This is a genomic window from Paenibacillus sp. 05T425 (assembly GCF_056396205.1).
This window is the reverse complement of the sequence record NZ_JBFTLA010000002.1, coordinates 68,676-89,466: the sequence shown is the minus strand read 5'-3', so window position 1 is coordinate 89,466 and position 20,791 is coordinate 68,676. Positions and strand designations below refer to the sequence as shown.

At 47.4% G+C, this 20,791-nt stretch carries 18 protein-coding genes; 5 read left to right on the top strand and 13 right to left on the bottom strand.

Annotation, left to right across the window (positions count from 1 at the left end; translation table 11 throughout):
• Nucleotides 1-8: 8 nt before the first annotated feature.
• The 3 genes from araA to AC1DF0_RS04270 are packed head-to-tail and all read right to left on the bottom strand — an operon-like array spanning nucleotide 9 to nucleotide 3,790.
• Entirely contained in the window at nucleotides 9-1,433 is a 1,425-nt protein-coding gene (araA, locus tag AC1DF0_RS04280; protein WP_477573159.1) for an L-arabinose isomerase, read from the bottom strand.
• Between the two features lie 42 nt (nucleotides 1,434-1,475).
• The gene (locus AC1DF0_RS04275; RefSeq protein ID WP_477573158.1) at nucleotides 1,476-2,171 is read right to left on the bottom strand and encodes an L-ribulose-5-phosphate 4-epimerase; all 696 of its coding nucleotides are present in this window, start codon (nucleotides 2,169-2,171) and stop codon (nucleotides 1,476-1,478) included.
• Between the two features lie 2 nt (nucleotides 2,172-2,173).
• The gene (locus AC1DF0_RS04270) at nucleotides 2,174-3,790 is read right to left on the bottom strand and encodes a xylulokinase (protein ID WP_442049797.1); all 1,617 of its coding nucleotides are present in this window, start codon (nucleotides 3,788-3,790) and stop codon (nucleotides 2,174-2,176) included.
• Between the two features lie 324 nt (nucleotides 3,791-4,114).
• Here AC1DF0_RS04270 and AC1DF0_RS04265 point away from each other — a divergent pair, with 324 nt between their 5' ends.
• Nucleotides 4,115-5,206, top strand: a complete 1,092-nt coding sequence (locus tag AC1DF0_RS04265) for a GntR family transcriptional regulator (protein ID WP_442049798.1) — start codon at nucleotides 4,115-4,117, stop codon at nucleotides 5,204-5,206.
• A 69-nt stretch (nucleotides 5,207-5,275) separates the two neighbouring features.
• Here the strand turns inward: AC1DF0_RS04265 and AC1DF0_RS04260 are convergent, their stop codons facing one another.
• Both AC1DF0_RS04260 and AC1DF0_RS04255 read right to left on the bottom strand, forming a co-directional pair.
• The gene (locus tag AC1DF0_RS04260; RefSeq protein WP_442049799.1) at nucleotides 5,276-6,091 is read right to left on the bottom strand and encodes an alpha/beta fold hydrolase; all 816 of its coding nucleotides are present in this window, start codon (nucleotides 6,089-6,091) and stop codon (nucleotides 5,276-5,278) included.
• The gene (locus tag AC1DF0_RS04255; protein WP_442049800.1) at nucleotides 6,085-7,350 is read right to left on the bottom strand and encodes a YbfB/YjiJ family MFS transporter; all 1,266 of its coding nucleotides are present in this window, start codon (nucleotides 7,348-7,350) and stop codon (nucleotides 6,085-6,087) included. The genes AC1DF0_RS04260 and AC1DF0_RS04255 overlap by 7 nt, the downstream gene beginning before the upstream one ends.
• A gap of 80 nt (nucleotides 7,351-7,430) precedes the next feature.
• Here AC1DF0_RS04255 and AC1DF0_RS04250 point away from each other — a divergent pair, with 80 nt between their 5' ends.
• The gene (locus AC1DF0_RS04250; RefSeq protein WP_442049801.1) at nucleotides 7,431-8,366 is read left to right on the top strand and encodes a LysR family transcriptional regulator; all 936 of its coding nucleotides are present in this window, start codon (nucleotides 7,431-7,433) and stop codon (nucleotides 8,364-8,366) included.
• A gap of 48 nt (nucleotides 8,367-8,414) precedes the next feature.
• Here AC1DF0_RS04250 and AC1DF0_RS04245 read toward each other — a convergent pair whose 3' ends face one another.
• Both AC1DF0_RS04245 and AC1DF0_RS04240 read right to left on the bottom strand, forming a co-directional pair.
• Nucleotides 8,415-9,218, bottom strand: coding sequence for a potassium transporter TrkG (locus AC1DF0_RS04245; protein WP_477573157.1), 804 nt, complete (start codon nucleotides 9,216-9,218; stop codon nucleotides 8,415-8,417).
• 230 nt (nucleotides 9,219-9,448) lie between these two features.
• Nucleotides 9,449-9,802, bottom strand: coding sequence for a DoxX family protein (locus AC1DF0_RS04240; RefSeq protein ID WP_442049803.1), 354 nt, complete (start codon nucleotides 9,800-9,802; stop codon nucleotides 9,449-9,451).
• 161 nt (nucleotides 9,803-9,963) lie between these two features.
• Here AC1DF0_RS04240 and AC1DF0_RS04235 point away from each other — a divergent pair, with 161 nt between their 5' ends.
• Nucleotides 9,964-10,575, top strand: coding sequence for a TetR/AcrR family transcriptional regulator (locus AC1DF0_RS04235; protein ID WP_477573156.1), 612 nt, complete (start codon nucleotides 9,964-9,966; stop codon nucleotides 10,573-10,575).
• A gap of 160 nt (nucleotides 10,576-10,735) precedes the next feature.
• Here AC1DF0_RS04235 and AC1DF0_RS04230 read toward each other — a convergent pair whose 3' ends face one another.
• From AC1DF0_RS04230 to AC1DF0_RS04220, 3 genes are all read right to left on the bottom strand, one after another.
• Nucleotides 10,736-11,203, bottom strand: coding sequence for a phage tail protein (locus AC1DF0_RS04230; RefSeq protein ID WP_477573155.1), 468 nt, complete (start codon nucleotides 11,201-11,203; stop codon nucleotides 10,736-10,738).
• Nucleotides 11,204-11,243: 40 nt separating this feature from the next.
• Nucleotides 11,244-11,723: a GyrI-like domain-containing protein gene (locus AC1DF0_RS04225; RefSeq protein ID WP_442049806.1), complete on the bottom strand. Its 480-nt coding sequence runs from the start codon at nucleotides 11,721-11,723 to the stop codon at nucleotides 11,244-11,246.
• Nucleotides 11,724-11,848: 125 nt separating this feature from the next.
• Nucleotides 11,849-12,271 (bottom strand): DoxX family protein, encoded by a 423-nt coding sequence (locus AC1DF0_RS04220; protein ID WP_442049807.1) that lies wholly within the window; start codon nucleotides 12,269-12,271, stop codon nucleotides 11,849-11,851.
• Between the two features lie 90 nt (nucleotides 12,272-12,361).
• Here AC1DF0_RS04220 and AC1DF0_RS04215 point away from each other — a divergent pair, with 90 nt between their 5' ends.
• Nucleotides 12,362-13,327: a helix-turn-helix transcriptional regulator gene (locus tag AC1DF0_RS04215; protein WP_442049808.1), complete on the top strand. Its 966-nt coding sequence runs from the start codon at nucleotides 12,362-12,364 to the stop codon at nucleotides 13,325-13,327.
• A 37-nt stretch (nucleotides 13,328-13,364) separates the two neighbouring features.
• On the opposite strand, the gene AC1DF0_RS04210 is transcribed toward AC1DF0_RS04215, so the two are convergent.
• Nucleotides 13,365-13,925 (bottom strand): TetR/AcrR family transcriptional regulator, encoded by a 561-nt coding sequence (locus tag AC1DF0_RS04210; RefSeq protein ID WP_442049809.1) that lies wholly within the window; start codon nucleotides 13,923-13,925, stop codon nucleotides 13,365-13,367.
• A gap of 167 nt (nucleotides 13,926-14,092) precedes the next feature.
• Between AC1DF0_RS04210 and AC1DF0_RS04205 the strand changes: the two genes are divergently transcribed.
• On the top strand, nucleotides 14,093-15,046 hold the full coding sequence (locus tag AC1DF0_RS04205) for a DsbA family protein (protein ID WP_442049872.1): 954 nt from the start codon (nucleotides 14,093-14,095) through the stop codon (nucleotides 15,044-15,046).
• Nucleotides 15,047-15,154: 108 nt separating this feature from the next.
• Here AC1DF0_RS04205 and AC1DF0_RS04200 read toward each other — a convergent pair whose 3' ends face one another.
• Together AC1DF0_RS04200 and AC1DF0_RS04195 are read right to left on the bottom strand one after the other, a co-directional pair.
• Nucleotides 15,155-17,464 (bottom strand): S-layer homology domain-containing protein, encoded by a 2,310-nt coding sequence (locus AC1DF0_RS04200; RefSeq protein ID WP_477573154.1) that lies wholly within the window; start codon nucleotides 17,462-17,464, stop codon nucleotides 15,155-15,157.
• Between the two features lie 198 nt (nucleotides 17,465-17,662).
• Nucleotides 17,663-20,743 carry a winged helix-turn-helix domain-containing protein gene (locus AC1DF0_RS04195; RefSeq protein WP_477573153.1) on the bottom strand — a complete coding sequence of 1,027 codons (3,081 nt, stop codon included), beginning with the start codon at nucleotides 20,741-20,743 and terminating at the stop codon, nucleotides 17,663-17,665.
• Nucleotides 20,744-20,791: the final 48 nt, after the last annotated feature.

Sequence of the window (20,791 nt, the reverse complement as noted above, 5' to 3'; positions counted from 1 at the left end):
TTTATAGATTACTTAATGACGACGTATTCCAAGTTAACCAGCTTGGCGTAAGTCACGATTTGGTCTGTCGTGAGGTTCAAGGAAACGACGGTATGGTGGCCGCCGCCATTCTCGATCCAAGCTCTTACGCCATCCTGGAAGTTCGGCTTCACCGTCCACAGGACGCGAGCGACAGGAAGGTTAGGAGCCGGAACCGTCGGCTCGAATGCGGAAACCTCGTTGATCAATAATTTATAATGAGTGCCGAAGTCAGCCATGGATACAACGACGCCTTCGCCGGCTTTGCCGTCGAACACCAGACGTGCCGGATCTTCGCGATCGCCGATTCCGAGCGGGGAAACGATGATTTTCGGCTTGTTGCTTGCCAGACACGGATCTACCTCGAGCATGTGGGACTGCAGGATAGCTTCTTGACCTGCTGCCATCTCGTACGTGTAATCCTCCATAAAGCCCGTGTTTTGATTGCGGCTCATCACTTTCATTAAGCGATCAAGCGCAGCCGTCTTCCAGTCGCCCTCGCCGGCGAAGCCGTAGCCTTGCGCCATCAAACGTTGGACAGCTAGACCAGGAAGCTGTTTCATGCCGTGCAAGTCTTCGAAGTTTGTCGTGAAGGCATTATAACCTTTCTCCTCGAAGAAACGTTTAAGAGCGATTTCATAGCTTGCTTGGACTCTAACGCTTGCTTCCCAAGCTTCTTTGCTGTTCGTGCCGTAATCGAAGTCGTAGAGCTCCGCATATTGGCCCATCAGATCATCGATTTCCTGCTCCGTAACGCCATTCACGTATTGTACGAGGTCGCCGATGCCGTAGTAGTCGACAGTCCATCCGAATTGAATTTGAGCTTCGACCTTGTCGCCTTCCGTTACGCCAACGTTGCGCATGTTGTCGCCGAAACGGGCTACTCTGATGTTGAAGCTTTCGTTATAGGCAACCGCTACGTCCATCCAATCCGCAATTTGCTGCTGCACTTCCGCACGTTCCCAGTAGCCTACAACGATTTTGTTTTGTTTCTTCAGACGGGCATTGATGAAGCCGTATTCGCGGTCGCCGTGAGCGGCTTGGTTCAGGTTCATGAAGTCCATGTCGATCGTTGCCCAAGGAATGCTTTCATTGAACTGGGTTGCCAAGTGAAGCAGAGGCTTCTGCAGCAATTTCGTACCGCGAATCCACATTTTCGCAGGCGAGAACGTATGCATCCACGTGATGACACCCGCCACTTCGTCGCGATAGTTGACCTCTTTCATAATGCTTGTAATTTTATCCGCGCTTACCGCCAGATCTTGCAAGACAAGCGGATAAGGGAGCACCCCGCTATTATTCAAGGCATCCGTCATCGTCTGCGCATGAGCTTTTACTTCAGCGAGCGCTTCTTCTCCGTACAGATGCTGCGAACCTACGACGAACCAAAATTGTTTAGCTGCTGTTACTGACATCTTAATCATCCTCTTTTCTGTATTTTATAATGGCTAGTGCTATTACTTCTGCCCGTAGTAGGCATCTTTTCCGTGTTTGCGAAGGTAGTGCTTATCCAGAATGCCTTGCGGAAGCTCTTTGGCAAAATGGTTCAATTGCCGCGCGTACAGATTCATTTTGCACACTTCCTCCAGCACGACGCTGTTCACGACCGCCGACTTCACGTCTTTTCCCCAAGTGAAAGGCGCATGACCTTGCAGCAGAACAGCCGGAATCGCCATGACATCCAATCCGCGCTTCTCGAACGTTTCGATAATAACGTGACCCGTCTCCGCTTCGTATCCACGGTCAACTTCCTCTTGGTTCAAGAAGCGTGCGCATGGCACAGCGCCATAGAAGGTGTCCGCATGCGTCGTTCCCATGACGGGTACATCGAGTCCCGCTTGCGCCCAGATGGTTGCCCAAGTCGAGTGGGTATGCACGATACCGCCAATTTGCGGATAATGCTTATACAACACGGCGTGAGTCGCAGTATCGGAGGAAGGTCTCATATCACCCTCGACCACCTTGCCGTCTAGATCTACAACGACCATGTCGCTCGGCTTCATCTTTTCATAGCTGACTCCGCTCGGTTTGATGACGAACAGGCCGCTATCCCGATCGACGGCGCTCGCATTGCCCCAAGTGAATTTCACGAGTCCGTGCTTCGGCAAGTCAAGATTCGCTTGGTATACCTCTTCTTTCAGTTGTTCTAACAACGTTAGTCCCTCCCGTTCTCTAGCAGATGGTCTACAGCGGCTTGTTCAATGGCAAGGCCTGCTTGATATCGTTTGATAAAGGTTTGGAAACCTTGTACATCGGTGGCGTCAGGAGCTATCTCCTGTCCTTCGGCATCTTTGAACACTTTCTGCTCGAGGAAGTCCGACAAGCTCTCTCCTTGATCCTTGCCCGTCATGTACGAAGCTAGAAGCGCCATGCCCCATGCCCCGCCTTCTCCGGCCGTGGACATAACCGAGATCGGAACGTTCAGCGCAGCGGCCAACGCTTTTTGTCCAACGACTGGAGTTTTGAAGAGTCCGCCGTGAGCCAAGATGCTGTCGATAGCCACCTGTTCGTTTTCCGTCAAAATATCCATGCCCAGCTTGAGCGCTCCGAAAGCCGTGAATAGATGCGTTCTCATGAAGTTGGCTAGATTAAAGTTGCTTTCAGGCGAACGAACGAACAACGGGCGGCCTTTATCCAATCCCGTAATATTTTCGCCAGAGAGATAGCCGTAGCTAAGCAAACCGCCGCCGTCCGGATCGGCTTCGAGAGATTTGCCCAACAGCACGCTGAACAATTTGCCCGAATCCACATTGAAACCCATCGCTTCTGAGAATTCACGGAACAGTCCCATCCAAGCGTTCAGATCACTGGAGCAGTTGTTCGCATGCACCATGCCGACCGGACTGCCGTCCGGCGTCGTGACCATATCGATCTCCGGATACACCTTGGACAATTCTTTCTCGAGTACGATCATTGCAAAAACCGAAGTTCCCACGGAAATGTTGCCCGTACGCTTCTTGACGCTATTCGTCGCTACCATGCCTGTACCGGCATCGCCTTCAGGAGGACAGAACGGAATGCCGGACTGCAGATCCCCGGCCGGGTCCAGAATGGCAGCTCCCGCCGCCGTGAGCTCGCCAGCTTGCTCGCCGGATAGATTCACTTTCGGAAGAAGGTCGTTAAGCTGCCACGGATAACCTTTCGCCGCGATTAACTCATCGAATTGCTTAACCATCGTTGGATGGTAATTATGGGTTGACTCATCTATAGGGAAGACGCCGGAAGCATCTCCAATGCCAATTACTTTATTGCCAGTCAGCAGCCAGTGGATATAACCAGCCAGCGTCGTTACGAAATCAATGCGAGGCACATGCTCCTCTTGGTTTAATATCGCTTGATACAAATGGGCGATACTCCATCGCTCGGGAACATTGAATTGGAACAACTCCGTTAGTTCTCTTGCTGCCGCGCCGGTCGTTGCATTGCGCCAAGTCCGGAATGGTACCAGCAGTTCACCTGTGCTATCGAAGGCCATATAGCCGTGCATCATAGCGGAAAACCCGATTGATCCGACGGTTTGAAGGGTAACTCCGTATTTTTGTTGTACTTCCTGCTTCATTTCGCGATATGCGGTTTGGAGGCCTGTAATAATATCCTCCTGATTGTATGTCCAATATCCGTCTTTCAAACGATTTTCCCACTCAAAGCTTCCCGATGCGATCGTCTCGAAACGACGATCGATTAGAACCGCTTTAATCCGCGTAGATCCGAATTCGATACCGAGCGAAGTTTCACCCTTGGTTATCGCTTCTTTCAAGTCTACATGATTCATGATCACATATATCCCCTCTCTGTTCGCGGTTTGCATGATATGAACCCGCTCCTATCGCTATCTTCGACCGGAAGAAGGCGCTTTCTCTCGCTGACAGCCTTAGTATATTTTCTGTACGTACATTTGTCAATATAGTCTAATAGTTATACTAACATGAGTCACTGTCCCGTCTTTACTCGCCTAATCATCGTCGATTCCTAAGATCAAGCACGGAACTTGTACCATTAAAATCGCAATTGAGGCCAGTATATTTGCATTCTAGGCAATTCATGCTAGAATATGTACGTACAACTTTTTCAGCCAATAATGAAAGAAGTGAAATAGATGAAGCCAAAGTACCAGCTCATTATTGAAGATATCAAAAGTGATATCCTCTCTGGAACGTACAAAGCAGGGGAGAAAATCCCTTCGGAGCTTGCTTTGCAGGAGAGCTATAACGTTAGCCGGCAGACGGTTCGAAAAGCTTTACTGGAGTTGCAAAACGAGGGTTTTCTGCGAAGCGAGAGGGGTTCCGGCACGTACGTCAGCAGCCAGTACCGTTCTAGAACCGGTGCGAAGGCCACAAATAAAACGATCGGCGTCATCACGACTTATATCTCGGATTACATCTTTCCCTCCATTATCCGCGGCATTGAAAGCCGATTAAATGAAGATAACTATTCCTTGCTGTTAGCCAGTACGAATAATAATATCACCCAAGAAAAAAAAGCGTTGGAAATGATGTTGTCCTACGGCGTGGATGGACTGATTATTGAACCTACCAGAAGCAATGTATATAACCCTAATATCGCATACTACCTGTCTTTTAAGGAACAAGAGGTTCCTTTCACAATGATCAATGCCTATTATGAAGAATTGGAAGTTCCTTTCTTCTGCCTGGATGACGTGCAGTCCAGCTATCTCGCAACCCGGGAGCTGATTGCCAAAGGACATACCCAGATCGGCATCATTGCGAAAATGGATGATTTGCAAGGGAAGTTTAGAATGAAGGGATTTATTAAAGCTCTTGGAGAAGCCAAATTACGGTTCCAGCAAGAGCATGTGCTTTCTTTCGATACGGAGACGAAGCCGGACTTGTCCGCTAACTTGGAAGTGTATCTGAACGACAATCGGGAGGAATTGACTGCGCTTGTGTGTTACAACGACGAAGTAGGCTTGGAAGTCGTACATGTCTGCAGAAAACTGGGCATTTCCATTCCGGACGAGCTATCCATCATTGGCCAAGACAATTCCTATATCGCCAAAAACGCAAATATCCAGCTCACGACGTTAACGCACCCCCAAGAACAAATGGGACGTGACGCAGCGGACTGGGTCATTAAAAATTTACAAGGCAAAAAGGACTTGCCCACCACCACCTACTACCAGCCCGTATTAATCGAGGGCGAAACGGTAAAAGCCATCGAAGTGGAATAGTAGTTGTTCCAAGCAGGGGCGTCACTCCAAAGGGTGACCTCCCCCTCCTTGGAAGGACCATATCCTCCCTTATTTTAATTCCATTAGAAAATCGTTCACTGCGTGATAATAACCGTTCAAATCCTCGGAGTGGACACCGTGTCCGCATTGTTCGAACACGATAAGCTTAGTGCCAGGTCTTCGCTCTTCCATTCGTCTTGCTTGCTCGGTATCCAGAATGAAGCTCTTACCGCCATGAATAAGCATGATTGGGCATCTCGAGCCGAGCCAATCATCCCACCACACCCCGTTGGACTGAGGAACGGATACTTGCAGTCCCTTCAGATCCGTTCGGAATCCCCAACCGTGTTCATCCTCCAACACGCTTTCGGCGAAATAGTCGATCGCCCTGAGCCCTACGCTTGCAAGCGATTCTCTCAGCTCCTTTAAGGAAGCGCAGCGGAAGGGAAGCTTGTCGGCAAAGGAAAAGTTGGCATTAATCTCCGCTCCGATATCCTCCACGATAACGGCTTTGACCAATTCCGGATAACGAGCCGCGAACTGATAACCATTCAACCCGCCCAAGGAGTGCCCCAGAATCGTGACCGGCTGCCCTCCAAGCTCTGACTGAATCAGATTCAGAATGTCATCCACGTAATCCTCTCTTGCGTATTCCTTCCCAGGAGGATGGTCGCTCCAACCGTGTCCTCGTTGATCCATAGCAATAACCCGCCAATCTTTAAAGCGCACAGCCAGCTCCGAGAATGATCTTGCATTAGCCATATACCCATGCAACATCACGAGCACTCGCTCGCTATCCCCGCCAAAATCTAGATAAGACAGCCGAATATGATCGGAGTAAAAAAATTTCCTTATTGCCGAGCCGTTTTGACTAGAATTCACCATTTTGTCGTCTCTCCTCTTTGTTCAACTTTAATCTCCCGAGTAACACCTTGGCTATTAAGCTTTCGTTGTCGATATCCATATACACCAGCCAGCGCTGCGGCTATCGCCATAAAGATCGCACTGGATGCGACGCCGATTTGCAAGCCGTACCTTCCAACCGCAACACCGCCAACGATGGGACCCATAATCTGACCGGAAGCAAAAAAGGCAGTGGCTAAGCTGAGGCATGCCGCATAAGCGTGTTGAGGGACATGACGCCGAAGAAGCGCGGTCGTCATCAGCGGAGGGGTAATAAAGGAGACCAGCCCGATCGTAACAGCGCCCAATGCCGTAAAAACCATATTGTTGGTGGTTACGCCAATCACACCGATCGTCCCCAATGTTAATCCCGCAGCAAGCGTATATCCACTCGGCCAGCGGTCGATGGCCTTCCCTCCGATCCATCCGTTAAATAAGCCCGCAAAGCCTATACCAGACCAGATCAATCCGGCATAGAGAGACGGAATGCCTTTGCTCACCAAGTAGGGAATCAAATACGTGAAATAGATGATGTATCCAGCGCCAAAGAAGAAATAAGAACCGATTAAGAACAAATGCTTCTTCGGATTCAACAAGAGACGGTACACATTCACGCGTTCTTGGTCTTGCGGATCCGATTCCGCACTCGAGCGTATTGATGCGTATCCCCGCTTCCCTGTAACGAACTCAAAACCGAATGCGGCAATGACGCCAAACACGCCCATGGCCATCCAAGCATACCTCCAGCCCTCCAAGTGTGAAGGGTCTATGGTGAAGGGGGCGCATAAGCCCGTCGCTAGAATGCCGGCGGAACCGCCCAGCCATATTAGACCCGACGCCACTCCTCTTTCCTCCGGTCGAACGGTTTCCATTGCAATAGACAGGACTAACACTGTGGCGATAGCCGATAATAAGCCAATAACGAACCGCCATAGCCCGAGCTGAGCGAAATGATCACTAAATGCCGAGCCAATCATGGCCAATCCGAGCAGGTAACAAGTCACCCGATTAATGACATGCTTTCGATGCGGGAACCGCGAGATCAAAGGCGATAGACCTATTGTTCCGATCAAATAACCAATAAAGTTGACCGTGCCTAATATACCCAGTTGACTGTAGCTTCCTCCGATCTCCCTCTGAATCCCCGGCAAAAACATGCCATAGGAGAGTCGAGAAAAACCAAGAATGACGACAAATAAAAGTGATGCCCACAAAGTAATCCAGTTGAATGCCGACCTCATCCCCATTGCTCCATTCTCTCAACAAATAACTTGTTGTCCCAAGTGTACATTTGAGGGAATGTTTTGTAAAATTGAATTATATGAATGAATTATTCATAATTATTAAACCAAAGGTGATGAAAATGGATCTTCGAGCTTTAAAAACCTTCGAAGCTTGCGTGCGTCTTGGCCATTTTCAGAAAGCTGCCGAGGAACTCCAATATGCTCCTTCTACGGTAACTCTCCAGATTCAGCGCCTCGAGGCTGATCTGGGCGTTTCATTATTCGTGCGCGACGGCAAGCGCGTGAGCGTGACTGAAGCAGGCCGATGGCTCCATCATGAGGCCTCGGCTTTACTGAAGTCGGTCGGATCCATGAGACAGACCGTCTCCGATATCGCGGCCGGTGATGACGGATCCGTTCGTTTCGCCGCCATCGAGCCTATCGCAAGCCAGAAGCTGGCGACCGTTATAGCCGACTTTTGCAAGACACGTCCGAAAGTGGACTTAACCATGGAAGTGGGCGGCAGCAAATCGATCATGGACAGGGTTCGAGCCGGCGAGCTGGACTTCGGCATATGCTCGGCTCCGCCCGCCAATCTCATGCTGGAGTTTGAGCCTCTGATCGAGGAACGATTAGGTGTTATGTTACATGTGAATCATCCCCTAGCCGAACGAGATAGCATCACAGCGAGCGACCTCGCGGGGCTAACCGTTCTGGTCAAAGAACCGACTTGTGTCTATCGAGAGCTTTGGGAAAGGGCGTTTTGTCCAACCGGTCAGAACGTTTTCCCGTGCATCGAGGTTGGAAGTTTCTTTGTGATTCAACAAATGGTTAAAGCAGAGTTTGGTGTAGGCATTGTTCCGATTTACAGCGGTCTGGAGCTCGAGGGCTCCTCGGTCATCAGACCCTTCGTCGACCTGAACCCCGTCCTCGGCGTAGGCATCGTTTATAAAGATAAAAACCTTTTGGGGAAGGCAACGTTATTATTAATGAACGCCATAAGAGACGTCTGCGTACCCCATCCTACCGCATAAGTCTGTAACGACAAGCTTAAGGCCATCCTTTGGGGGATGGCCTTTTCTTTAACCCGTCATTACCCTCTCTACAGGATAGTGGAATTTTGCATCGTTTAAGCCGCCGCCAATGAAATATAAGCAGGTCGTTAAGCCGATTCTTCCGAGAAACATCAGAATCATGAGTATACATTGCGCAATAATGCTAAGGTCCGGAGTAATCCCCGTAGACAAGCCAACCGTGCCGAAGGCGGAGCAAACCTCGAGCACAATAGCAATAAGCGGATGCTGCCTGTCGGTAATGCAAATCGAGATAACCGATAAGCAACATAAGACAATCGCGAGTAACGAGATCGCTAGCGACTTCAATATATCGTCCGGATGAAGCTCACGGTTAAATACTCTGATGGAGCGGTTTCCTTTTGCAAAGTGATAAATAAACAATATGTTCAAAGCGAAAGTGGTCGTCCGGATACCGCCGCCTACGGAATTAGGGGATCCCGATATAGCGAACTGATTATTATCCACCATGATCAGACGGCGCTCGCGCAATCCGATTTTCCTACCAAACAGGAGCCAAAAAAACGTGCTCATCGCCATAATGCCGATACCCCCGAATTGCAATACAAGTATAATGACGAAATATCCGAATACGCTGTAGGTTTCCGCAACATTAAATACGCCGAGCCCTGTGTCGCTTACAATACTGACGGCCGTAAAGACGGTGTCGAAAAAAGTAACGGTAACGCCAGGTTTACGAACAGCCGGGATACTGAACAATAGAATCGATACGATAACTGCCCCTAAATAATACCCAGTAATCACTTGGGCAGGCGAACGCTTATTGACCCAATCCCTCATTTGACTCCACATAGACAACCTATTCCTTTCGTATTCCCATCGCATCTCATGGTGAATTTTCCAAGTCTATTGTTCGCCCTTGTTGCGGAATGAATACGCCTAGAGAATAAATTGTTCGTAAGTCGCTGGTCATCATTCATAAAAAAACCGCCGGATTGCCTCGGCGGCTTAAGCATACACATAATGACGCCCGATCGGTACGATCAGCGGAGAATCGGATACGGGTTAGATATACTACTCAGTCAGCCATTCTCCGCATTCATGATGGTTAAAACAATGATTAACAGAAGAAACACAACCGGAGGCATTGTTTTGCCAATCGAATCTTTGACCCTTAGGTGCGCGAGAAGTGCCCCGATCATCGTAATTCCAAGCCAAATAGCTCCCCAAGCGATTACATCTTCAGCCCAATAGCCCCAAACAAGTACTACAGCTCCGACTAACTGAACGATTCCCGTGACAACGCGAAACCATTGTGGAATTCTCAGATTGTTGAATATATCAACCCAGTACTTGGCCCCAGCAATCTTAGCAGAACCCGAAAAGACATAGTACAAAATTAACATGCTTTGAATCACGATCGAAAATATGGTCATATGAATTACCTCCCTTTAATAACTACTGACCAAATGGTAAGTTATAACTTTACATATGTCAAGTTATAATTTGATATCTGTAAAGTTATAACTTGACGCCCTTTCAATAATGGACTACGATGGCTTTAACTTTAATAGATCAGGTATGGAGGCTCAGCCGTATGGGAGAAGTACGTAATGCGGAACGCACGCAAAAAAATATTCTTGAAGCTGCACAAAAAGAGTTTTTCGCCAAGGGGTTTAAGGGGGCGCGGATCGAGTCGATCGCGGAAAACGCTGGGGTAAAGAAACAATTGATCTATCATTACTTCAAGGGAAAAGCAGAATTGCTTGAAGCCGTTCTGGCTAACTCTGCAACTAGCGAGCCAGAGTGGGTTTCGCAAATCCCTGATAACCCCGTTAATATTGCCGAGCATCGTTACAGGGTCAACAGCCAGGCGAGAGCAGACTTTATTAGGTTCGCTGCTTGGGAAGCACTTKAATCTTGGGCAGAGCCAACGTCTTGGAATAAAGGAGGGGAACTTGCCCTTCAATCTTACGTCGAGTACTGGAAAGTTCAAAAGGAAAAAGGGATTGTTCCGTCGGAGATCGAACCTGAACTTTTGACGCTGGCAATAACCTCTTTAACTATTTATCCCATTATATTCAGCAATATCACCAAGTTCATTACCGGATGCGATGCGACCGATCACGATTTTCAAGCTAGGTGGTCAACATTTCTAACCCAAGTAAGCGATCGCCTCTTGAACAAGCAGCAAGACTCTAATAGTTAATGCTACTTGTTGATCCGTTAGTAAAAAAACGCATTTGAAGTAATCCGTTCAACCTGAGTCCTATCTTATACTTTCATATATTTCAATAAGCCCCTGCTCATGGAGCAAGGGCTATATCGAACGCACAGAAGTGGTCGCTTCATTCTAAGTGTTGCTTGCTTCAGTATTCTCTTTTGATGACAAAAAACGAACCTCGAATTGTCCCAGCCAGCTTGGACTTCTGTCTAGCAAATTTAAACTTCTTCTCTTCCAACTCCTTAGGCACTTCCATCCCCTCGGATAGCTTAAAGCCAACTGCCCGTTTCTTAGGGTCATCAACCGTATACAAGACGTTAACCGCTAGACCATCCTCATAAAAGACGAAGGTCCATTTAATATTTTCCACTTGAAGCTGCGACGTCTCTAAAGGTTTAGCCGCAAACTCGATATCACGTTCTTCTTTCAAAATTCGATGTACGTATTCAAGCGTCTCCTGGCTCTCGCTGGCTGGTACAACCGTAAATTCATGCTTATATTTGTTCATAAAGTAACGGCCTTCATTCGCACGCAGTCCCGCAAGCGCTTCTGCTACCGGTGAAGATTCCAGACCAACCGTAGACACATTTTTAAAGTCAACGATATAGGACATTCTCATCCCTCCTAAAATTTTTGTGAGCTTTACATCTCGTTTACTTTTTAACAACGGGAATCCACATTTCCCCATATACGATGCCGTCTCGCTGTCCCATCTCAACCGTTGCATTGGGTCCGCCAACATAGGCGAAATTCTGGGCTTCCGGTAAGGCTTGGCCAAAGGCAATGCCGGTAAGCTTATTGCTCATCTCTTCGGCCGTATTTCCTTCGCCTTTAACGACTAGATATTGACCCTTCGGGAATTGAATAACTCTGTGTTCTTCCGGTACCGATCCTTCTGTCATGACGCCGGCATAATACATCATCTTGTGATTTACAGCTTCATTCACGGCAAAAATGTAGTCATTCGTGGCAATGGCCTTCAAAGCGCCAAGCCTTCCATCCTGCTCCACTGCCTGCCAAAAGTTTTCCTTCTCCTTGTTCATACCGGCATAATCCGTGTAATCGCTCTTCAGCTCCGTGCCGATTCCTAGAACGATAAAACTGTCTTTTTCCTCAAGGGTATACGCTGCCATAATCAAACACTCCTTTTTTTGAATTGATTCATCGATTTGTTTTTCACTTGATAAATCTATAATAACTATAAATCATGTCAAAATGTGATACTGTTTATTAGATTCTTTGAAAAAATCGCTGCCCATTAAAGTTTGCGGCTTTTTGGACGCAGCGCCCAGGAGGCGATGCCAAGCGCAGCATAGAAAAGCGGAAGAATAACGTGGAATCCACCATCACCGTAATCATGAGCGAACGCGTGAGATAAGGCCGCACCCGTCATTAGAAAAAAGATACCGCTATAAGCCCATTCCTTAAGGCGGGGAAAACCTGGCATGACGATCGCAATGACGCCAAGCAATTTCCAAGCTCCGAGAATGTTCGTGATATATAACGGGAAACCAATATCGGTCACTAAATCGACATTGCCGCCATATCGCATCAATTGTCCGATCCCGCTTAATGCAATAGAGAATGCGAGAATGATCGTGACGGTCCAATAGGCTGCCGTCCTTCCAATAGTGCGTGATTCAACCTTCGCCATTTTTTCATTACCAATGATCGTACTCATTTTCATTCCTCCAAGTGATTTGTTTTTTTACTTGATGGGTTTATAATAACGATAAACCATGTCAAAATATGATACTGTTTAGAGGTCGCGATGAAAAAAGTAGAACGGATTAACATCATCATGCGGTACATCAACAACCGCGCCCATTTTACCATCTCGGAAATCATGCATGAGTTTAATATCTCCCGTTCGACGGCAATTAGAGATATTAGGGAAATTGAAGCAATGGGAATGCCTCTAGTCGCCGAAGTCGGGAGGGACGGGGGATATTTTGTGATGAAAAACTCCGTGCTGCCCACTGTCCGCTTTACCGACAATGAGATTAAGGCTCTTTTTATCGCCTTCATGGCCACACGAAATCTGCAACTCCCGTATCTCAAGAGTCGCCACTCTTTAGCTGAAAAATTGCTCGGTCTCATCTCTCAGAACCAGCAAGATGATCTTGTTCTGTTAAATCAAATCTTGCTCTTCGAAGGTACCAACCCCCACAATCCTGACCTGCTTGATCTATCGGATCTGCCCCATCCCATGCTGGAACAACTCATCCAAAACCTTCTTACTGACTGCTACTTAGTGGTTGCCGTTGAAGAAGGTAGGGAAATAAAATCTTATCCTATCTATCTCATGCGCCTATATCGTGAAAAAAACTCTTGGCAAATTGAAGGCTTCGATCTAGTGGATGAAAAGAGGCGGATTATTCCAGTCGACAACCTCACCGATGTCAAACCATACCCCGTGAAAAAAAGAATAAGCAAGAAAAAGATTGTAGAACAACTAAGCAAGCAGGAAGAAACGATTAACCTCATCCTCGAACTTGGTCCAAAGGCGATTGCCCAGTTTAAAAAGTACCATCCTTTAAAAATTTCCATTTCCTATACGAATCCTTATCAAACGACGGCTATTCTAAAAACTTTCGTAAATGTTCATCATGCGGAGGAATTGACTGAAATAACAAATTGGATGCTTTTTCTAGGTGAAGATATCAAGGTTAGGGAGGTGCCAAAAAAGGTTTTGGAAGGTTTGCAGGAGAGGATGGATGTTTTGAGGAATAGTTGAATGCCATCGCTGCATTTCATCCCCAGGCTTCAAGGTCTCATACGTGTTTGATCCCAGACATCAGAAAAGGAATGGCCGGCTTAATAAATTCCTCCGGCAGTAATTCCTTACTATTTCTCCTCCACTCGACAGAAGCACCATAAACGCCCCAACTTAAAATGATAGCAGTAATTCTCTGAGATTTATCCTCTTCTACGGAATGTTGCTTTTGCAACATTCCGTAGAAAATGATTTCAAGCTGTTCCCTAATAATACGGGCTATGGTCTCATCGTATCCTCTATGACACCGACTAGATAACGATTTCTGAAAATCCGTTACGGCCACAAAGATATCAATAATTGATGTTTCATTTAATTCGCTTTTCTCAAAGTCTATGGCATTCAAATTAATCAATAAAACTTCCGACAATACCTTGTTCAACAAGTCATATATATCTTCAAAGTGGTAATAGAACGTTGCACGATTAATCTTAGCCTCTGTTGTAATATCCTTAACGGTAATATCCTTGAATTCTTTTTTCCCTGAAAGTTCAATAAAAGAGTCCATAATTAACTTGCGAGTTCGTAAAACTCGGGGATCTGTCTTTGATTGTGTCATATCATGTCCCTCCAACTATTTAAACAATTGTATCCATGTGTTGCATAAACGACAAATGGAATGATCTATTGGTGTTCCGATACATTTTTAATAGCTAGAATATGATTGTAAAACAAAGAGATGTTACTAACAACGATTGTTTATGACACTTTAGGGAGGCAGCAATGATGGGAAATGGGGATAAACGAATGATAAATGATAATCCTATGATTTGTGATTTAGAAACAGGTATATGCGGAACAGCCGGGGAGGAAGAGTTGGAGATTATCGATTTTAATCACCCTCAAAAATCCATTGAAGTTTATTATGTAACGGATCCCATTTGCTCTCACTGCTGGGCGCTTGAGCCTGTTCTTCGTCGTTTTAAAGAGCAATATGGGCATTATTTCAACTTTCATACGGTTATGGGTGGATTGCTGGAAAAATGGAGTGATGAGCCTGTCGACCCACGTAACGGTATATCGGGACCTGCTGACGTCTTCGGCCACTGGAGAGAGGTTGGAGAATATTCGCGCATGCCGATTGACGGTTCTCTGATGCTCGACAATCCGGTTCAATCCTCCTTCCCGCCTTCTCGTGTATTTAAAGTGATTCAAAAAATTTATAACGATGAATTAGCCTATGATTACTTAAGACGATCGCGAGAAGCTCTATTCGCATTTAATCGAAACATTGCCGATGAAACCATCATGATAGACATCTTAAATCAGCTTGGACTTGATGGAGAAGCTATTGTTCAAGATGCCGAACAACAGACCGGCCAACAATTATTGAATAAAGATTTTAGTCTCGCTAGAAGCCTTGGAGTTAGAGGTTTCCCGACGATTATTATAATGAACGAGGAAAATAAAGGAATGAAAATCACGGGCAGCCGTCCGTTAGAGTCCTATGTTGAGGGCTTAAAGCAAATTCTAAATACGGAAGAAATACTACCAAAAAAACAGCCATCCCTTTCTAACTTGCTTGAAAAAGAAAAGCTGTTATTTTCTAAAGAAATTGAGGTTATGTATGATATTGAAAAGTCGGAAATCAAAGCTTTTATGGAAAGAGAGCTTTCACCAAGCAGTTATCAAGCGAAGGAACTTCTAGGGGAATCCTATTTTACAACCACCAAATCATAATGGAGAAATTTTAGATAGGAGAACCCATTTATACAACAAAGAAGGTATTGCTCTCAATAGAATTGAGCAACAATACCTTCTTTAGCTTGGCTCAAATGTAAGCTAAAATCAGAATGCGGTAACGGTTGTCTCGAATACCGTTGTCGTTAGAGGGACATTATTCGAATCTATCAAGGCCCCTGGAGCGAACGTAACCTTTATCGTATCACCGGGTTGAAGGAAAGTTGATGGATTATTCAGTGTAATGATGAGCTGCGGCATACCTGGCATTAATGTATTCCATTGAACTTGAGTAACCGTTAGCGTTGTACTTGAGCTGCCACTATCTACAGCCACTAAACTAATAAGAGTCGATATATTCTGAAGTGTTGTTTGACTCAGTTCAGGTGAATTAAATGTTAATGATAGTGACGTTACAGGTCCAGCTTGCACCGGCGTAAATGTCACATTTGCATCTTCCGGCTGAGGTTCAGGTTGCTGTAGCGTGCCGCTCATTGGCGGCGTCGTTGCGAATGCTACCACTTGACCAGAAGCATCCGTTGCTGCGAATGCAACATAATACGTTTCACTGCTATAGCTATAGTTACAATATCCTTGTAGCACGTTTCCTGACATGGTACAAGACGTGTATCCGGACATGACCTCACCGACCGTTGGAGTCGCAAATGGCGAACTGCTCGTGCTAATCATCAACTGGGTAGCCCCCGCTGGCAACGTAATGACTCCCGCAATATTTCCGAAGCCTGGCCCATTAGATCCAAAAGAGATGTTACTAATATTCAACAATGGTGCTGGCTCCGAAGCCGGAGGTGTTGGTGTTGGTGTTGGTGTTGGTGTTGGTGTTGGTGTCGGTCTTGGTGTTGAAGTTGGTGCCGGTGTTGGTTGTGGCGGCTCAGTCACAACATGGAATTTCAGTGTGACAGACGAAAAGCCTCCGTAAAGATTAATGGCGTATTCCCCGACTTTACCCTTTCTCGGCATTGTGAAAGGTACCGAGAAGGTGCCTGGTTCACCAGTGGGCGCCGTATTTATCGTTCCAATGGAAGCTGGAAGATTCGGGACGACTGCGGCGTTAACCCCAGACAACAAGTTAGACGATGGCAGCAATATTAAATAACCATATTGATCAAACGCATCGAAGTTCACATGATAATTACGAGACCATTCAGCTTGCGTTACTTCTTGACCGTTCAAGTCACGAAGCGAGCCTCTCAATTCCAATTTTGTAATAAGTTGCGCATCCCCAACTTTAAAGTTTTTAGTGACAGTAACCTGGTTGTCTGTAGCAATTAAAGTTATAGGTACAACCGAACCCCGCTCGATCCCCGGTTCCGTGGTATCCGCTATGACTGCCATACGATCGAGATCAATCTTGGCAGTGACATTAGTATATAGATCTAGTTTGGGAGCTTGAACCGTTTCGCCATACTGATTGATAGCCTTAAACGGAATAGCGACCGCTTTGGAGTTGGCAAGCGTGTCGGACGCAGAGGCAAATTCAATCTTGGTGACTGTCTCGGCTTCTACTGTCAAACTTGCGGTAACCTTGTCCACATCCGCAGCATCAAGACCAGACAAAGTAACGGTATACTCCCCTGCCACCAAACTGTCCTCAAAGGTCAAGGTAGCACTCTTCTTATCATCCGACCACGTGACCGAGGCACTCCCCTTCGAGACAGTGAGCTTCGCCTTTTGTGTGTCGACAGGCTTATTGAAGGTCACGTTGATCTTCTTTGCTCCGACCGCTTTCGCTCCCGTGAGGCTCACTTTCCCAGGTGCAACGTACTGTTGCTTGGCTTCGTATGCGCCTGTAAGGAGCAGATCGCGCGTTGCGTTGGCTTGGCCGCCGAACGTTCCGTCTGTGCCATTTGGCAATAGTTTTAGTTGCAACGCCTCGGCGACATAACCCTGCGCCCAGTCGGATACCGTACTATCGTCGCCAGTCTTCGCTTTTGCTTCCGCGTCCTTGCCTAACACTCGGACCAAGAACGCGGCCAACTGCTCTTTGGTTACTTTTCCGGCCGGATTGTATGTGCCTTCGCCATAACCAGCCGTAATGCCGGCCGTTTTGAGCGCTTCAATGTAAGGCAACGCATAACCGTTGGCATCATCTGCCTTGACGTCGCTGAAACTGGACGTCTTCAGATCTTTATTGACTTCAATGCCCGTAATCAATGCCGCAACCTTTGCGAACTGTGCGCGGTTCATCTCCTCTTTGAGCCCGAACGTCGTATCGCTGACGCCATCGAAAATCCCAGCGCTGATCATGGCATCGAACTTCGCTTTCGTTGCCGCATCCAGATCCTTTAGATCGGTAAAGTCGGCAGAAGTCTTGGTTGCCGCGTTAGCGGGAAAGCCAAAGGCAACATTTAATCCCAGTAGAGCCGCTATCGAGAAACTCAAAATTCTTTTTTTCATCGGATTCATCCCTTCTGATGTTCACACAATCCAGAAATATTCTGACTGTTTCTAATCTTTTCGGCAAAAATATTGTCGATTTCTGCTACACCATATCACAGCCAGTCTAAACAAATCCTAAACAAGTGCTAGTGAAAAGGAGTATCCCTCCGTTATTTTTCATAACTTTGGGATACTCCCTATATGGAGCAAAACGATTCAATTCGTTTCCAGCAATCTCCTGGCCGTTTCTTTCGGCTCAATCCCGAACTCCGTCAGCAGCAGCATCCTTAACGCCTCATATTGCTTGATCGCCGCAATGCGGTCATCCGACAAAACCAGCACGCGAATGAGCCGTTCATGAATGGACTCATTCAGCGGATCATGGACAAGCGCCTTCCTCAGCAGATCCGCAGCCGCAGCATATTGCCCCTTCTTCTCCTCACGTTCATGAAGGCGTAGCAAGCTCGCGACATACTCGCTTTCCAGGCGAACTCGCGTCGGCTCTGCCCATTCGTACGAAGTGCTTGCCATATAGCCCTCTCCGTATAATTGAACGAGCTCAGCGGCATAGTCACGCAGCTTTAGGTCGTCAATTTGCGCATGCGTGGCCAGCATACGATCCCACTCATTAAGATCACAGTGCAATTGGCTCATATCGATTCGGTAACCGCCTTCCACGTGCTGAACGATACCTTCAAGCCCGATTTGACTTAAAGCTTTGCGCAAATAGTGAGTCGTTGTATTAAACTGCGCCCCTGCCCGATCTACCTCTACCTCTCCCCACAAACGATCGAGAATTTGGTCTCTGCTCACCACCTCGCCGCGATGGTGAATGAGAAATGCCATCAATTCCTCGGTTTTGGACGTTCGCCATTTGATCGCAGTGCCGTTCTCTGTCTCCACGCGCAGACGCCCGAAGCATCGGATTTTCATTCGCGGATGTGCTTTATGAACATGGAACGCTTGCAGCAAGAGACTCGCATAACTTGATGCATCCATCGATCCCGCATCTTTGTCTCCATACGACTGCACATAAATAGACAACAGCTCTGCCATAGCGGAACCCTCTTCTACGAAGCTGCGAATGAACCCTTGAGGTTTGGCCAGACGCAAAGCCGCACCCAGCTTCGCAAGCGCCGACTCCAGCTGGTTGTCGCGATAGTACGTCATGCTTTGTACGATCAGAATGTGAATGCGGTCCCTCAGACGGTCTTCCTTCTTTAACAGATGATAGATTCGCTCTGCGAGAGATAACGCCGATTCGAATTGTTCGCATGCAGCCAGCACGCGAACAAGCGCCAATTGTTCAGAAACTTGGTCCAGCGTTGCTTCGTCCGAGTGCGACATCCCGCATTGCTTCAACCATAGCTGAGCAGACGTGATATCGCCTTCACGCACCGCCAAGCTCACCTGCTCCGCTTCGATTTTGCGTATGAAGATTTCATAGTCGGGTGAATCAATCTTCAGCTTCAGTTGTTCTAGCAGCGCCGCTGCCTCTAGTGAGTTCCCCTTTGCATGCTGAATTCTAGAAGCAGCCACAACGAGCTGATACCGATTGCGGGGAACCGGATCGAATCCGTSTGCATGCATAACGCGGCTCAGCCATTCCTCCGCTTCCTTCAGCCGATTCCACTCGTACAATACCTTGGCATAGGAAGCATACATCGGCGTCGCATACGGATGGTTAACGTGTTCCCGCCAATACTCGATCATTCTTATGAAAAATTGTGCCGCACCCTGGTAATCGTTAATGTAACTCAGATGGTCTTCAAACTCTTCAACCGAATAATGCTTATTGTTTCCGCCTTGAATAAACAAGCTTTGTTCATGTGCGGGCGCAAACGTATCTCCACGGATAAAATAGTCAGCCGTGCTCTGAAGATCTTTTTTCACATAGGCAGCCGTACCGCAGACATAATAGATGTCCCCCATGGTCTTACGCCATACGTCAGCATCCATTTGATCCTTCAAAGCTTCGAAACGAATACGAAGCCGTTCCGCTCGATCCGGAATGTGATGAAACTGCCGAACGCCGACCATCACGAACAAATAAAAAAGCTCAACAAGCGGTCTACTCGCTATATATTGCTCAGGCACTTGCATCACCCAACGAGCAACGACGGTGTTCTTGCCTCCAAGAAGCTCGTACAGATGCAATTCGATTAGGCGAGCGACATCCTCATATTGCCGTCCCACCAAAAAATGTTCCGCCGCTTCTACAATATACCCGTTATGTTCGAGCCATTGCGCAGCACGCGTATTCGACTGAACCCATAGCTCGGGTTGTTTTCGAGCAAGCATCGACTGCAGGAAATCAGACAACAGATGGTGATAACGATACCAGTTGCGCCCATCGTCCAGAGGAATGATGAATAGCTGAAGCTGCTCCAGCTGTTCCAACTGCTGCTGACCTCTCGCTTGACCGGTTACCGCCTCGCACAATGCATAATTCATCTGGCTTAACACGGAAGTTTGCAGCAAAAAATCGCGCATCGCCTCCGGCAGATCGCGAATGACTTCCTCCAGCAAGTAATCGGATATGTGCTGCTGATGGCCGCTGAATTGACGGATGGATTCCGTCATATTTCCGCTTCGTTTCAGTGAAATGGCCGCAAGCCGCAAGCCGCAAATCCAACCCTCGGTTTGGTCATACAGCATATGGAGCTGCTCAGCCGACAGTCGCAACTCCGTCGTCTCTCGGAAGAAATCGTTGGCTTCTTCTAGTCGGAACCGCAGCTGCTCGATCGTAATCCTCCGCATCTCGCCTTTCGCAAATAATCTTGCTGTCGGGAAGGGGAGGTCGTTGCGGCTTGCAATATATAAATGAATATGGTTTGGGAGGTGTTCCAGCAAGTAGCTCATCGACTTCTGGATTGCCGGCATTGTCGCCAGATGATAATCGTCGAACATGACGACCAGCTCGTCCGGCAATTGGTTCAACTCGTTGATCAGCGCAGTCATCGCCGGCTCCATCGATGCGGAAGATGCAGAAGGCCCCTCCGCCAGCAGAGGCAACACGGTCAGGCCAAAGGCGTCGACATGATTCTGGATCGAAACGATGACCATGTTCCAGAAGGTGATCCAATCATCGTCCTGCTTGCTCAGTGACACCCAAGCGACAAGCTTGCCGCTTTGTTTAGCCCATTCGCTTAGAGCCGTCGTTTTCCCATAACCAGATGGAGCAAATAAGAGCGTCAGCTTCGCGTCCATGCCCTCGTCAAGCAGACGAAGCAGATCGGCACGGGCAAGCAAGGTATGCCGTTCATAAGGGATGTGTATCTTCGTTGCGGCAATCATCGAAAGCCCCCCATAATACAGAAAATGAGTAATTAGGAGTAACTTCGA

Excerpts from the sequence above, each read along its gene's own strand:
- AC1DF0_RS04240 (WP_442049803.1), bottom strand. The coding sequence starts at position 9,802 with ATGACCATATTTTCGATCGTGATTCAAAGCATGTTAATTTTGTACTAT.
- AC1DF0_RS04245 (WP_477573157.1), bottom strand. The coding sequence starts at position 9,218 with ATGTGGAGTCAAATGAGGGATTGGGTCAATAAGCGTTCGCCTGCCCAA.
- AC1DF0_RS04205 (WP_442049872.1), top strand. The coding sequence starts at position 14,093 with ATGGGAAATGGGGATAAACGAATGATAAATGATAATCCTATGATTTGT.
- AC1DF0_RS04260 (WP_442049799.1), bottom strand. The coding sequence starts at position 6,091 with ATGGTGAATTCTAGTCAAAACGGCTCGGCAATAAGGAAATTTTTTTAC.
- AC1DF0_RS04220 (WP_442049807.1), bottom strand. The coding sequence starts at position 12,271 with ATGAGTACGATCATTGGTAATGAAAAAATGGCGAAGGTTGAATCACGC.
- AC1DF0_RS04215 (WP_442049808.1), top strand. The coding sequence starts at position 12,362 with ATGAAAAAAGTAGAACGGATTAACATCATCATGCGGTACATCAACAAC.
- AC1DF0_RS04265 (WP_442049798.1), top strand. The coding sequence starts at position 4,115 with ATGAAGCCAAAGTACCAGCTCATTATTGAAGATATCAAAAGTGATATC.
- AC1DF0_RS04210 (WP_442049809.1), bottom strand. The coding sequence starts at position 13,925 with ATGACACAATCAAAGACAGATCCCCGAGTTTTACGAACTCGCAAGTTA.
- AC1DF0_RS04225 (WP_442049806.1), bottom strand. The coding sequence starts at position 11,723 with ATGGCAGCGTATACCCTTGAGGAAAAAGACAGTTTTATCGTTCTAGGA.
- AC1DF0_RS04250 (WP_442049801.1), top strand. The coding sequence starts at position 7,431 with ATGAATGAATTATTCATAATTATTAAACCAAAGGTGATGAAAATGGAT.
- AC1DF0_RS04270 (WP_442049797.1), bottom strand. The coding sequence starts at position 3,790 with ATGAATCATGTAGACTTGAAAGAAGCGATAACCAAGGGTGAAACTTCG.
- AC1DF0_RS04230 (WP_477573155.1), bottom strand. The coding sequence starts at position 11,203 with ATGTCCTATATCGTTGACTTTAAAAATGTGTCTACGGTTGGTCTGGAA.
- araA (WP_477573159.1), bottom strand. The coding sequence starts at position 1,433 with ATGTCAGTAACAGCAGCTAAACAATTTTGGTTCGTCGTAGGTTCGCAG.
- AC1DF0_RS04200 (WP_477573154.1), bottom strand. The coding sequence starts at position 17,464 with ATGAAAAAAAGAATTTTGAGTTTCTCGATAGCGGCTCTACTGGGATTA.
- AC1DF0_RS04255 (WP_442049800.1), bottom strand. The coding sequence starts at position 7,350 with ATGAGGTCGGCATTCAACTGGATTACTTTGTGGGCATCACTTTTATTT.